This window comes from Cellulophaga sp. F20128, from assembly GCF_023015805.1.
In the GTDB taxonomy this organism is placed as follows: Bacteria; Bacteroidota; Bacteroidia; order Flavobacteriales; family Flavobacteriaceae; genus Cellulophaga.
Map to the genome: position 1 here is coordinate 200,605 of NZ_JALKBA010000004.1, position 14,326 is coordinate 214,930.

Sequence of the window (14,326 nt, forward strand, 5' to 3'; positions counted from 1 at the left end):
AGCCTATCCAATTTGGATAGGCTCTTTTTTTATGGCAAATTCGGAAGAATTCCATAACCAATATCTTAAAAATAGATTCCACTTTAAATGTACAAAAGTACATAGTTTCGTATCTTTACTTTACATTTTAAAGGTATGGCAGATAGAAAAAAAATTGTGATTATTGGCGCTGGTTTTGGTGGAATATCCATTGCAAAATCTTTTAAAAACAAGGAGGTCGACGTTCTTCTTATCGATCAGAATAACTACCATAATTTTCAACCCTTAATGTATCAAATTGCCACTGGGGGTTTAGAGCCAGATAGTATAGCCTACCCAGTACGTCGTATTTTTAGAGGTTATAAAAATATAACTTTTAGAATGGCCAAGGTCACTTCTGTAGCCATGGAAGCAAAGGAAGTAATCACTTCTATTGGAAATATTCAATATGATTATTTGGTTATTGCCACAGGAAGTCAGACAAACTTCTTCAACTTTGAACCTGTAAAGGATAGCCTATTAACCTTAAAATCTATTCCTGATGCTTTAAACCTGCGTAGTTTTGTTTTTCAAAATTTAGAAAAGGCATTGGCAAGTAAAGAATCCAAACAATTGGATGAAATTTTAAATATTGCCATTGTTGGCGGTGGGCCTGCTGGGATAGAATTGGCTGGGGCCATTGGAGAAATGAAAAAACATGTGATTCCCAAGGATTTTCCAGACCTAGATATTTCAATAATGAGTATTAATTTGTACGAAGCTTCCCCCAATTTATTAAATGCTATGTCAGCAGAAGCTTCTGCTAAAAGTTTAGAGTATTTAAAAAATCTTGGGGTAAATGTAAATTTAAATGCTAGGGTTAGTTCGTATACAGACCGTAAGTTAGAACTCGCAGATGGTTCTACCTTTGATACGGATACTGTTATTTGGACGGCAGGGGTAAAGGGAGCACCAATTAATGGTTTACCTAAGGATGCTATCATAGGAGGAAATAGGATTGCTGTAGATGCATACAACCAAGTGATGCAAACAGAATCAATTTTTGCTATTGGAGATGTTGCTGCTTGTATATCCGAAGATAATCCGCATGGATTGCCCATGCTAGCTCCTGTAGCCCAACAGCAAGGAAAACAGTTGGCAAAGAATATTTTAAATAGAGTTTCTGGTAAAGCCTTGGTTCCTTTTATTTTTAAAAATAAGGGGGTAATGGCTACCATTGGAAGAAAAAAGGCAGTAGTAGATTTGCCCAAATGGAAATTTCAGGGAACCTTTGCATGGTTGGTATGGATGTTTATACACATAATGTCGCTCGTGGGTTTTAGGAATAAACTATCGGCATTTATTGGGTGGATGACAAGTTACTTTACCTATGATAAACCCTTGGGGTTAATAATAAGACCGTTTGCTAAAAAAGAAAACGAATTTAAAGCATAATCTATAATTAGTGTTTGTCAATTAAAAAAGGTGTACTTTCGCGGCTGGTTTAAAAAAAGCACCTTTATGAAGCGTATTAATGAATATAAAAAAATGTTCTCTGTTGAAAATGACATAGAATTAAAATCATTAAAATCTAGTTATAGAAATTTAGTAAAAGAATGGCACCCAGATAAATTTCAAGAAGGAGATGCCAAACGTGAAGAGGCAGAGATAAAGAGTAGGCAAATTATAGATGGCTATCATTTTCTAGTGAGTATTGCTCCTGAAACTAAAGCAACGAATGCGGAGGAGTATAAAACACTTACTTCTGTTTCCGGTATTTTAGATTTTCAGCACAATGGTCTGCTTTTAGAAATAACTTTTTTGGATGGAACTACCTACGAATATTTTGGAGTACCAAAAAAGGTGTATATAAAAATGATCAATTCAGACAAGATTTACCGTTTTGCAAAACGAAATATTTTTGGTACCTATATGTATCGTAAATCGAAGAAAACAACTCAAGAAGTATCTTAATGTATTAGTTTATATTTATTTCATAAAAAGCTATTATATAGAATATTAATATCTATATAATAGCTTTTTTTATTGTTTTGTAAGAAATAAAAAAAGCCTATAGACAAATGGTCTACAGGCTTTTTTTTATAAATTATAATGGTTTAATTGCTTAACGCAGCAATTAATTTTTCAGCAACCAATTCAGATGATGCTGGGTTTTGCCCAGTAATTAAATTTCCATCTTGTATGGCATATGCAGACCAATCTGCTGCCTTAGAGTAGAGTCCGCCATTTGCTGTAAGCATATCTTCAACTAAAAATGGAACTATCGCTGTAAGTTGTACAGCATCTTCTTCAGTATTTGTAAATCCAGTTACTTTCTTCCCTTTTACTAATGGATTTCCATCAATTCCTTTAACCCCTTTTAAGGCAGCAGGAGCGTGACATACAAATGCTATTGGCTTCTTTTCTACATTAAATTTTTCGATTAATGCAATAGAATTCGCATCGTTTGCCAAATCCCACAATGGCCCATGTCCACCGGGATAAAATACGGCATCAAAATCTTCTGACTTCATATCCGCTAAAACCTCGGTGTTTGCAATTTTTTCTTTGGCAACTTCATCCTTGTTAAATCGCGCTGTTGCCTCCGTAGCTGCATCAGGGGCAGCACTACTTGGATCTATTGGTGCTGCTCCTCCTTTTGGTGTTGCTATGGTAATTGTAACTCCTTTATCTAATAAACTGTAGTAAGGGCTTGCAAATTCTTCAACCCAGAACCCCGTTTTTTTAACCGTATTTCCTAATTTATCATGAGATGTTAATTCAAATAATACTTTCATTTTTTTATCTTTTTTAAGTGTTGTTTTTTCTACTGAAACTTTTTCAGAAGATTGTTTCTCTTTTTTATTATTGCAAGCTGTAACCGTTAGTATTAGGAGTGCAAGAACAGTTGTTTTAATAAAATTCATTTCACTTATTTAGTATGCCATTTTTACAATCTTCTCAGCATCTTCAGGCATTAAAGCTTGACGCTCTCCTAATTTCCAACCACGTTCTTTAAAACGTTTAGCAATTTCTTCGGCAGTACCTTTGTAATCTTTTGTATAGTCAGATAGTTTAGTATCTATACCTAATGCATGGAAAAAGTTTTCTGTTTTCTCTATTGCGGCATATGCTTTGTCTTCTTGGCTACCTTCGGTTACGTTCCAAACACGTTCTGCATACTGTGCTAACTTTTCTTTTTTAGCTTCAAAATTGTACTTGTAATGACTAGGAGTTACTATAGCTAATGTTCTTGCATGGTCTATTCCAAACAAGGCCGTTAATTCATGCCCCATCATATGTATCGCCCAATCTCCAGGAACACCTTGTTGAATTAAACCATTTAGTGCCATGGTACAACTCCACATAAAGTTAGATGCTGCCTCGTAGTTTGTAGGATCTTCTACTACTGTAGGTGCAACTTCTACCAAAGTTTGTAATATACTTTCTGCAAAACGGTCTTGTAGTAAGCCGCCAGCAGGGTAGGTCATGTATTGCTCTAAAACGTGTGTAAAGGCATCTGTGATCCCATTGGCCAATTGACGTTGAGGAATAGATTGGATGACTTGTGGATCCAATATGGAGAAGGCAGGGAATAATGCCGGCCCTCCTATTGAAAGTTTTTCTTTGGTTTCTTTTCGAGATACCACCAAACCTGAATTCATTTCAGAACCTGTAGCAGGTAATGTTAATACCGTTCCAAAAGGCAATCCTTCACTTGGACGGATTTTGTTTTTGAACATATCCCATGGTTCTGCGCCTTCATACAAGGCAGCAGCTGCTAAAAATTTAGTGCCATCAATTACAGAACCACCACCAACGGCTAATAAATAAGTGATCTTTTCTTCTTTTATGACCTTTAAGGCATCCATTAAAATGGAATACTCAGGGTTTGCCGGAATCCCTCCAAACTCTTTAAAATCTACGGTAGCTAATGCCTTTTTTACTTGATCGTAAATTCCGTTTTTCTTAATGCTACCACCACCATAAAGCATTAAAACTTTAGCATCTGCGGGTATTTCTGTAGTTAATTTTTCTATTGTATTTTTCCCAAATATTATTTTAGTTGGGTTTTTATATTCAAAATTGTTCATTTCTTTTGTTTTTTAAGTTGATAAAAAATTATTCTTCTTAAATTTTAACAATCATTTTTCCTTTGTTTTTCCCATCGAATAAATCGATAAAAGCATTCGGAATGTTCTCAAAACCTTCTACTATTGTTTCCGTATAGGTTAGTTTTCCTTCTGTTAACCAGCTTGATAGTTGCTTTATTGCTTCTGGAAACTTATCTGCATAGTTAGATACAATAAACCCTTGCATTAAAGCACTGTTTTTAACTAAAAAAGGCTGTACACTAACACTTTGTGGTAGTGTTGTATTGTTATACAGAGAAATTGCGCCACAAATAATCATCCGAGCAAACTTATTGATGTTAAAAAGTACGGCATCAGAGATGGGTCCGCCTACATTATCAAAATAAATATCAACACCATTTGGTGCAGCCTTTGCAATGTCTGCTCTTATATCTGTACTGCTATTGTAGTTTATACCAGCGTCAAAGCCAAATTTAGAAGTTAACATGGCTATTTTTTCATCGGAACCTGCAATACCAATAACCCTAAGTCCAAGAAGCTTTCCTATTTGTCCAACTACACTACCAACGGCACCTGCCGCACCAGAAACAACAAGGGTTTCACCAGCTTTAGGCTTCCCTATTTGGGTTAAACCCAAGTAAGCTGTTAAACCTGTCATTCCTAAAACCCCTAAATATGCACTTAAAGGGGCTTTTGAAGCAGCCACTTTTAAAAGGCCTTCGCCTGTAGCAACTTGTTTTGTTTTCCAATCTAACATGCCAGAAACAAAATCTCCTGTTTCGAAATTTTCATTTTTAGAAGCAAGTACTTTAGCGATTATGCCTGAATGCACCGGTTTGTTTAATTCAAAAGGAGGGACATATGATTTGGCGTCACTCATTCTTCCTCTTAGGTAGGGATCTACAGATACGTAGGTGGTTTCTAGAAGTAATTCGCCATCGCTAATCGCTATTTCTGACTCATCAGTTACAAATTCAAAATCTGTTACTGAAGGCTTACCAATAGGTCTGTTTTTTAATAATATTGTCTGTGTCATATTTTTAATTTATGCAATTACGGTTACCAAATCTTCAGTGCTCTTACGTACCTTAGTAAGGTTTACCAACCAATCTTCTTCTGTTTTTCTATAGCCTAAGGGCAATAAAACGGCACTGCGCAATCCTTTTTCACGTAAACCTAATATCTCGTCAACGGCCGAAGGATCAAAGCCTTCCAAGGGAGTTGCGTCTACACCCTCAAAAGCGGCTGCACTTATGGCTTGTGAAAAAGCAATATAGGCTTGTTTTGCAGCGTGATTAAAGTTTTCTTCTGCGTCTTTTTGAGGATAGGTATCCAACAACATTTGTCTGTAATTTTCCCAACCTTCGTTTTTAAAACCACGGATTTCGTTAGTTAAATCGAACATATAATTGATGCGTTCTGGAGTATAAGTATCCCAGGCAGCAAAAACCAATAAATGGGAACAGTCTGAAATAACAGATTGGTTCCAAGCAATGGGTTTAATTTTTTCCTTTACCTCTTGATTTTTTATTACAAAAATTTCAAAGGGTTGTAATCCACTGGAAGTAGGAGCCAAGCGGGCAGCTTCAATAATTCTGTCAATTTTTTCTTCAGCTACTTTTTCGCCATTCATAGCTTTGGCAGCATATCTCCAATTTAATTTATCTAATAATTCCATATATTTTGCTTTGTGTTCTTTTTAATTTTAGTTATAATTTAATACTATTCCATGCGGCGTTATAGGCTTCTTCTACATGGTCCTTGGTGAGTTGTATGGCACCTCTTCTTTGAGAAATAATTAAAAACGATAAGGGTATAATTGTATAAGCATACAGTAAATAATTGGACATAGGCTTAATGATACCTTCTTCTTTACCGCGTTCCCATAATTCTAAAAGGGTTTGAAAATGTTGTATTCCTTTTTGTCTACTCGGTTCATCAACCATGGGTGTATTATCGCATTGCGCTAAAAAAATTGCTTCTTCACAATTATTGAATTTAAAATCGGCTATGCTATTCCAAATCAATTTAAAACCTGCTGCTACAGGCATATCTGCTTTATAGTGATTAAAAGCATGGGCTGTAAATTTTTCCTTTACCTCGATATAAGTTTTGTTTACTAAATCTTGCTTGTTTTCAAAATACAAGTAAATAGTTGCAGGCGACACATTTGCCATTTTCGCTATTTTAGACATTGGTGTTGCATGAAACCCATTGTTATTTACAAGGGCTATTGTTGCTTTAATAAGTGCGTTACGCTTGTCTATACTTTTCTGTAATTTGGCCATAATTGTCTTAATTCTTGACAAAGTTACATAAAAATGAATGTTCATTCTTTTTTTTAACACTATTTAATACGGAATTAACAATATTGCCCTAAAAGTATAATTATAGCTGCATAGGCTTTACTTCCCCAACCCTTAGGTTGTCTAAAGTAATATCGGCAATACGTACGCGAACCAAACGTAATGTAGGGAATCCTACCGCAGCCGTCATTTTTCGAATTTGCCTAAATTTCCCTTCGGTGATGGTAATACTTATCCAAGAACTGGGTCTGTGTCGTGCAATTCTTATTGCAGGATCCGGAAATGGGAGGGTAGAAGGAGATTGACTGTTTTTTACTTCGCAAGGTTTGGTGGTGTACTTCTTTCCATGAATGCCAATTTGTACACCAAGGGATAAAGCGTGTATAGCCTCATCGGTAATTAATCCATCCAACTGTACAAAATATTCTTTTTCTATACCCTTTCTATTGATGGTATCGCTTAGCTTACCATCTGTAGTTAGTAATAGTAATCCTTCTGATTTTTCATCCAAACGTCCAATAGGCATTGTACCCTCTGGAAAATTATAGCATTCTGATAGAAATTTCTTTTTGAGTTGGTTGTGGTCATTCGTAGCTAACTGACTAAGAACCCCATAAGGCTTGTACATTTTGTAATGAAGGTGGTTCTTTTTTTGCATACTTAAAATAAAATGTAAAAATAATAAGAATATTAGACCTTCGTTGCAATTAGCGCTATCCTTTAGGTCAAACCAAATATTAAGTAAATTTTAAGAGGGTAATTTTGGGAACAACGCTATCTTTATAACCCACTTTAAAATGGCACTGTAATGAAAAAAATATACACAGTAGCACTCGTTACTATTATGTTTGCCTCTTGTAAAGATGCTAAAACAGAAACGACAACTCCAAACACTATGAATAACTCAGAAAATCCTTTATTGGTAGAAAGCAAATTGCCGTATGGTGCACCAGACTTTCGATTAATTAAGAACAAACACTTTATGCCTGCCTTAGAACATGGTATCGCTACACAAAAGGAGATTGTCTCCAAAATAGCGAGCAATACAGAACCTGCAACCTTTGACAATACCATATTAGCCTTAGAAAAAAGTGGTACTCAATTAGAGAATGTACAGCAAGTGTTTTCTGGACTAACGGCTGCACATACCAATGATAGCTTACAAAATGTGCAAGAGGAGATGGCCCCGAAATTTTCTGAATTACAAGATGGTATTTATTTAAATGATGACTTATTTAAGCGTGTAAAAGAATTGTATGAAAAAAGAGATAATTTAGTTTTAGATCCTGAATCTTATAAACTATTGTTGACTTATTTTGAAAACTTTGAAAAATCGGGTGCAAATTTAAGTGCTGCCGATAAGGAAACATTAAAATCTTACAATACCAGAATAGCGACACTTATAAATTCGTTCAACAAAACCTTATTAGAAGCTAATAATAATGGCGCTTTGGTATTTGAAAATAAAGTTGATTTAGCTGGTTTATCTGATGTCCAATTAAAATCTTTAGAAAATAAAGAGGGTAAAGGGTGGAAAGTTCCATTACTGAATACAACACAACAGCCGTTATTACAAAGTTTAGAAAACAGAGCTACACGAGAAAAAATATTTATGGCTGCTTGGATGAGAGCAGATGGATCAAATCAAGATACCAAAGCAATAATTACCGAAATAGCTACCTTAAGAGCTAAAAAAGGAGCTTTATTGGGGTTTGATAGTTATGCAGCATGGAGCTTGCAAGGAACAATGGCAGAAAAACCAGCAAATGTTTTTAATATGTTTAACGGTTTAATACCTGCTGCTACGGCTAAGGCAAAGAATGAAGCTGAGGACATACAAAATATGATTGCCAAAAATGGTCAAGATTTTACGTTAGAAGCTTGGGACTGGAATCGATATGCTGATATGGTAAAAAAAGAAAAATACGATTTAGATGAGAATGAAATTAAACCTTATTTTGAGTTAAAAACGGTATTAGAGAAAGGTGTTTTTTACGCTGCAGAGAAACTATACGGTATTACTTTTAAAGAACGTAAAGACATACCAACTTACCATAAAGATGTAGTGGTATATGAGTTGTTTGAAGAAAATGGGGAGCAGCTAGGCTTATTTTATGGCGATTATTTTGCTAGACCAAGTAAACGTGGTGGCGCATGGATGAGTAATTTTGTAACCCAGTCTCATTTGTATGATAAAAAACCCGTGATCTATAATGTATGTAACTATCCTAAACCTGCCGAGGGAGATGCAGCTTTATTGACCTATGATGAAGTTAGTACCCTATTTCATGAATTTGGACACGCCTTACATGGTTTTTTTGCTAATCAGGAATATCCTTCTTTATCCGGAACTGCGGTAGCTCGGGATTTTGTAGAATTTCCTTCTCAGTTTAACGAAAACTGGGCTTTATACCCAGAGATCTTAAAGAATTATGCCTTACACCATAAAACAGGAGAACAAATACCACAGGCTTTATTAGATAAAATTAAAAAAGCAGCTACGTTTAACCAAGGGTATAGCTTAACGGAAAACCTAGCAGCTTCTAATTTGGATATGCAGTGGCATACTATAGCTTCCAATGCAACTATTATAGATGCTAATAAGTTTGAAAAAGAGGCATTACACAAAACAAAATTAGATGTTGTAAGTGCCGTACCACCACGTTATAGATCTACCTATTTTGCACATATTTTTGGTAGTGGATACGCTGCTGGGTATTACTCTTATTTATGGACAGAAATGCTACATCATGATGCCTACAATTGGTTTGAAAACAATGGGGGTTTAACACGTGAAAATGGGCAACGATTTAGAGATATGATATTGTCTAGAGGTAATACGGTAGATTTAGAACAAATGTATAAGGATTGGAGCGGGAGCGATCCTAAAATAGAACCTATGTTAAAGGCAAGGGGCCTACAATAAACCTTTTTACCTATACCTATAAAGGAGCCCGTTAAAGGCTCCTTTTTTTATGTGTTGGAAGTTTGTAATTCTATTTTTTTTTAAAGCAATATAGGGTCTCTTTTACGGTAAACCAACAGAAGTAAAAAATACCGACAGAGAATATGGTATCACCCACCATACGAAGCCATTTTAAAGTTTGTATTGTTGGGGAATACAACAAATCAGAATCTCTAGCAAACGAATATCCTTGTGTGATGGACGTGTATGCCTGTATAATTCCTATAGGCAACATGCTTAGTAAAACCATAGCAACCAATCCAATGTTTAAAAACCAAAAGGCTCTTTTTAGTTTGGTGCTGTTCCACTTTCTGTCCGAGTAAAAACGCAAACAAATAATAATGAACCCCATGCCTAACATACCATAAACACCAAATAAGGCTGTATGGGCATGCACGGCAGTAGTATTTAGACCTTGTATGTAATACAATGCAATAGGAGGGTTAATTAAGAAACCAAAAACTCCTGCGCCAACAAAGTTCCAAAATGCTACAGCAATAAAGAAAAATATAGGCCATTTGTATTTCTGTATCCAATCTTTACTTTTTAATAAATTCCAATGTTCTCTAATTTCAAATCCCATTAATGTTAGTGGTACCACCTCTAGTGCACTAAAAGTAGCTCCTAAAGCGATTGCTTGTACTGGTGTCCCAGAATAATATAAGTGGTGTAAGGTGCCTATAATACCTCCTGCTAAGAATATCGTGGCAGAGGCAATAGATACTCTTCCCGCTGTTTTTGTAGAAATAATTTTCATTCTAGCGAATATAAATGCAATAACTACAGTAGCAAAAACCTCAAAAAAACCTTCAACCCATAGGTGAACTAGCCACCATCTCCAATAATTAATAACAGGCAAACTACTATTTTCACCATACATTAATCCAGAAAAGAAGAACATACCAATTGCAATTACAGACAAAAGTAATATGATCAATAAGTGCTTAGATTCATCATTCTTCTTAATGGCAAACAGAATATGTCTACTGACCATAACTACCCAGAGCACAAGTCCAATTCCTAAGAAAATCTGCCAAAACCGACCTAAATCCATATACTCGTATCCTTGGTGGCCAAAGAAAAAATTGGTTGTTAGATCTAAAAACTGATGAACACCAAGCCATTCTCCTAACATAGAACCTAGAACAATAACCAATAAGGCAACAAACAAGAAGTTTGTACCAAATACTTGGTATTTCATCTCTTTTCCTGAAATCATAGGAGCCAAAAATAATCCCGTGGCTAGCCAGGTTGCAGCAATCCAAAATACAGCCAATTGTGTATGCCAGGTTCTGGTAATTGAATAGGGTAAAAAGCTAGATAAATCATATCCAAAAAAAGCTTGACCTTCCACCGTATAATGTACCGTTATGATTCCTAAAATAACTTGCAATGCAATTAAGAAACAAATTATTAAATAGTATTTTAAAACGGCTTTTTGTGATTTAGACATTATTAATCCCGTCAACGGATCACTATCGGGTTTGGTAACCGATTCTCCTTTTTCGTGATTTCTTAAGTAATAATAGGTAAGAATCCCAATAAATAGGAGCAACAATACAATAGATAAACCCGACCAAATAAGCGAGTCGTCCGTAATTTCATTATCTATTAATGGCTCATGAGGCCAGTTAGAGGTATAGGTATAGTCTTTACCAGGCCTGTTGGTACTAGCGGCCCATGAGGTCCAAAAGAAAAAAGCATTCAACTGCTTTAGCTTAGCTTCGTCGGTTAAGGCGCCTACAGGAATGGCATACCGCTCATTACCATTGGCAAAAATGCCACTGTAGTGTATTATATTTTGTTGAATTGCCGCAACACGAGCCTTAGAAATGGTAATGGTCCTTGTTTCTGGGTTGTAGGAGTCGGTTTTTATATCTTTAATTAAACGTGCTTTTAAGGCTGCCTTTTTTTCTACATCCAAACTGGCATAATTGGTATTAAAGTCTTCTTGAGCCCAATGTTCTAGCAAGTACACAGCTTCTTTGTGTATCCAATCGGCTGTCCAGTCTGGCGCTACGTAACTTCCATGTCCCCAAATGGAGCCAACTTCCATACCGCCAATAGATTCCCAAACATTTTGTCCTATTTGTATATCTGCTTTGCTGTAAAACACTTCTCCTGTTTCTTTTACAACTACCTGATCGGGTAGTGGGGGTTGCGTCTGATAAATCTCTGTTCCAATCCATATGAGGACTATAAAAGACAGTGTAACCACACTTGTAAAGGCGATCCAAATTTTTCTCATTGTATAACTGTTTAGTTGACTTTAATTAACTTTAATTGTTTACTACTTTTTGTACTCTATCTATAGAATCGGTCTTAGAAATAGACAGTCTAATTATGGCATCTGCTTTGCATACTAGATCATGGGGTACATTACTGCCTAGACTTATTAAATCGCCTTTTGTTAAATGTAGAATGGCACCGTTAACCCCAAACTCTATTTCGCCTTCAAACAATTCAACCACAATAGGGTGGGGTGCTTTGTGCTCTTTCATAACTTGATCTTTGCGCATCAATATTCGAATCTCTTTGCTTACTTCTGTTTCCATAAGGAGTTGTAAGGAAGGTTTGTCTTCTTTGTAAATTTTGTCATTTGTTAAGGAAGCTGTTTTCATAATTTTAATTTTTATAGGGTTTAATTGTATTTAAGGGATAAGAATACCTTTTTATCCGGTATTAGTATAAAAGTATTATAATTTAAGATGAAATAAATCAGAATCCATATCCTTAACAACAATAGCAAGGGTGTTGGTTTCTAACATCTGTTTTAGATCGTCTCTGATTTTAATGAATTTAAAATGAAGAGGGCAGGGTTCTTTTTCGTTACATTGTTGCAAGCCCAAGCCACAGCCAGTATAGATGGCATCACCATCTAGGACAGCGACAATATCACTTAATTTTATAGTAGACAAGGCCTCTATTTCTATAAAAAACCCACCATATGGTCCTTTAGAAGACTGCACCAGACCACTTTTTGTCAATTGTTGTAAAATCTTAGCCGTAAATGCTTGGGGTGAATCAATTGAATCAGCAATTGTCGTTAAACTAACCTTAGTATTAACTGTAGATTGTTGCGCAATAAAGAGTACTGCCCTAAGTCCGTATTCGCAAGATTTTGAAAACATACACTATATTTATACAGGCAAAATTAAAACATATTTTAATAACGGACAAGTTTATCCTTTATTAATTGTAACAAAAAAATAGCCCCGTAATATAAGGGGCTATTGTGTGGTTGTATGAGAACCTATTTAACTTTGTTTTTTAGAAACTAACCCTCCTTTTGCACTGTCTACGGTAATTGTAACTTTACCACCGCCTTTTACAATCCACCTCACTTTAATAACATCATTCCCGGGAATGTTCGACACTTTAAGTATACTGGGATTATTTTTTTGCTCTGTAGTTATATTAAAGTCATCACTGTCTACAATCATTCCTGCCAAAACATCTGCGCCAGAGAGAGAGATATTATCTGGGCGTTCTATTTTATACTTTAGATCTTGACTAGCGTGAGTAGGCATAAGTCGTTCATTTTTTATAATGGCTGTAATTTCTTTTAACCCGTTTCCTAATGATTTCTCCGTAATACTGTTTACAGACAATAAGGGCATATGGTGTGCGTGATAAAACGTAAAGACCATATTCCGATGTGCTTCTTCTTCCAACATAAAACCAGGAGTAGCCCTGCCCACATTCTTTTTAAAACCGCCAATTTCTATTTCGCCAAATGTTGGGTGGTTGTAAGTACTCCAGTTGGTAAAACCATCTCCTAATAGCAGGTCTTTCTCCGCTTTATAGGCTTGATCTCGGTCGCCATCTTTATTCTTGTAATACGCAAATCCGGTAAAGATTTCATTGGTAAATGTATAAACCCCTCTTGCTCCATAAAACCAATCTAACTCGCCACCAAAAACTGAATATAAATCCTTGTAAACGGTCATGTATCGATATCCTGGCAGTAATTCAGCACCTTTATTTCCTATGGCATCATAGATTCTTACATCTGCCCGGTTGTAGGTAGCCACATCTTCTTCCGCACCGGGCCCTCTTAAAATCATTCCACCAGAATTGTGAAAGCTCTGTGCCCCTGCAATATTTGGCCTGCTGAGTACAAAATCTGCAACAGCTCTATTCTCTGGAACAGAAAAGGGGTATTTATAAGCACCGCGCTGCACATAATCTGGCTGCCATTTCCAAGCCCAATCCCTATTTGGATCATAATATCCAGGCACATCTTCATTAATACGACCATCACCATCATTATCTAAACCCTCACCTCCTAAGTATTCATAGCGCTGGGTAGTAACGATATCATCAGGTCCTATTTGAATCATTTTTCTGGGATCTAAAGGGTCTACGATCATATTTCCATTTGGATTTTTTCTACGCATCATGGTGATAGAACCATCGCCATCGAGATCATCATACCCATCTTCATCAAACAACCCATCACTATCATCATCCAAGGCAATCATACCCGCTCTTGGACTGTGCGCTGTATTTCCTTCTTTCATATAATTGTTTCGAGCATCAGGATTTATCGTTGGTACAATGTAAAAGATCCGATCTTTGAGCATTTCTTTAATATAGGAAACATCCGCAAAACTTTCAGTTAAATACCATGCTGTATAGGTGCATATTTCACCCCCTTGTATTTCATTGGAATGAATGTTTCCATCTACATAAAACCCTGGTTTTCGGTTGGCATCACCAACAGAATAATCAGTAATTGCAAGCATCCAAATATCTCTACCTTGGGTAGATTTCCCGATTGATTTCCTTTTCACTAAATTGGGATGTGCATCTGCTATTTGTTTGCTAATGGCAGCCAAACCCTCTGACGTATAATATTTGTTAAAGGCAATTTTTACTTTTGGGTTATGAGGCGAGCCAGCAGCCCTGAAAAAATCGTTGACGTTTTGAGCCTCTACAGTAGCGGACGTTAACCCAGAAACTACGAGTGCCATTAAATAGATATATGATTTCATTATAAG

General features: G+C 36.0%; 13 protein-coding genes. 3 read left to right on the forward strand and 10 right to left on the reverse strand.

All coding sequences use genetic code 11. From position 1 onward, the window contains the following. Positions 1–135: 135 nt before the first annotated feature. Both MWU65_RS06180 and MWU65_RS06185 read left to right on the forward strand, forming a co-directional pair. Complete coding sequence (locus tag MWU65_RS06180; protein WP_247076312.1) at positions 136–1,413, forward strand: NAD(P)/FAD-dependent oxidoreductase; 1,278 nt, start codon at positions 136–138, stop codon at positions 1,411–1,413. Positions 1,414–1,479: 66 nt separating this feature from the next. Continuing rightward, positions 1,480–1,932 (forward strand): KTSC domain-containing protein, encoded by a 453-nt coding sequence (locus tag MWU65_RS06185; RefSeq protein ID WP_247076313.1) that lies wholly within the window; start codon positions 1,480–1,482, stop codon positions 1,930–1,932. Positions 1,933–2,075: 143 nt separating this feature from the next. Here the strand turns inward: MWU65_RS06185 and MWU65_RS06190 are convergent, their stop codons facing one another. The 6 genes from MWU65_RS06190 to MWU65_RS06215 form a co-directional block, all read right to left on the reverse strand. Beyond that, positions 2,076–2,885 carry a type 1 glutamine amidotransferase domain-containing protein gene (locus tag MWU65_RS06190; protein ID WP_247076314.1) on the reverse strand — a complete coding sequence of 270 codons (810 nt, stop codon included), beginning with the start codon at positions 2,883–2,885 and terminating at the stop codon, positions 2,076–2,078. Positions 2,886–2,894: 9 nt separating this feature from the next. Continuing rightward, on the reverse strand, positions 2,895–4,052 hold the full coding sequence (locus tag MWU65_RS06195) for an iron-containing alcohol dehydrogenase (protein WP_247076315.1): 1,158 nt from the start codon (positions 4,050–4,052) through the stop codon (positions 2,895–2,897). Between the two features lie 37 nt (positions 4,053–4,089). Further along, entirely contained in the window at positions 4,090–5,088 is a 999-nt protein-coding gene (locus MWU65_RS06200) for an NADP-dependent oxidoreductase (RefSeq protein WP_247076316.1), read from the reverse strand. A 9-nt stretch (positions 5,089–5,097) separates the two neighbouring features. Continuing rightward, positions 5,098–5,730, reverse strand: coding sequence for an NAD(P)H-dependent oxidoreductase (locus tag MWU65_RS06205; RefSeq protein ID WP_247076317.1), 633 nt, complete (start codon positions 5,728–5,730; stop codon positions 5,098–5,100). Positions 5,731–5,761: 31 nt separating this feature from the next. After that, positions 5,762–6,340 carry a TetR/AcrR family transcriptional regulator gene (locus tag MWU65_RS06210; RefSeq protein ID WP_247076318.1) on the reverse strand — a complete coding sequence of 193 codons (579 nt, stop codon included), beginning with the start codon at positions 6,338–6,340 and terminating at the stop codon, positions 5,762–5,764. A gap of 100 nt (positions 6,341–6,440) precedes the next feature. Then, a complete protein-coding gene (locus MWU65_RS06215) occupies positions 6,441–7,016 on the reverse strand; it encodes a pseudouridine synthase (protein ID WP_247076319.1) in 576 nt (191 codons plus the stop codon). A 150-nt stretch (positions 7,017–7,166) separates the two neighbouring features. Between MWU65_RS06215 and MWU65_RS06220 the strand changes: the two genes are divergently transcribed. Next, positions 7,167–9,284, forward strand: coding sequence for a M3 family metallopeptidase (locus MWU65_RS06220; protein WP_247076320.1), 2,118 nt, complete (start codon positions 7,167–7,169; stop codon positions 9,282–9,284). A gap of 70 nt (positions 9,285–9,354) precedes the next feature. On the opposite strand, the gene MWU65_RS06225 is transcribed toward MWU65_RS06220, so the two are convergent. The 4 genes from MWU65_RS06225 to MWU65_RS06240 form a co-directional block, all read right to left on the reverse strand. Then, positions 9,355–11,571: a nitric-oxide reductase large subunit gene (locus MWU65_RS06225; RefSeq protein ID WP_247076321.1), complete on the reverse strand. Its 2,217-nt coding sequence runs from the start codon at positions 11,569–11,571 to the stop codon at positions 9,355–9,357. Positions 11,572–11,602: 31 nt separating this feature from the next. Next, positions 11,603–11,944 (reverse strand): cupin, encoded by a 342-nt coding sequence (locus tag MWU65_RS06230; protein ID WP_247076322.1) that lies wholly within the window; start codon positions 11,942–11,944, stop codon positions 11,603–11,605. Positions 11,945–12,019: 75 nt separating this feature from the next. Continuing rightward, positions 12,020–12,454 (reverse strand): Rrf2 family transcriptional regulator, encoded by a 435-nt coding sequence (locus tag MWU65_RS06235; RefSeq protein ID WP_247076323.1) that lies wholly within the window; start codon positions 12,452–12,454, stop codon positions 12,020–12,022. A gap of 126 nt (positions 12,455–12,580) precedes the next feature. Next, complete coding sequence (locus MWU65_RS06240) at positions 12,581–14,320, reverse strand: M14 family metallopeptidase (RefSeq protein ID WP_247076324.1); 1,740 nt, start codon at positions 14,318–14,320, stop codon at positions 12,581–12,583. Between the last annotated feature and the right edge of the window lie 6 nt (positions 14,321–14,326).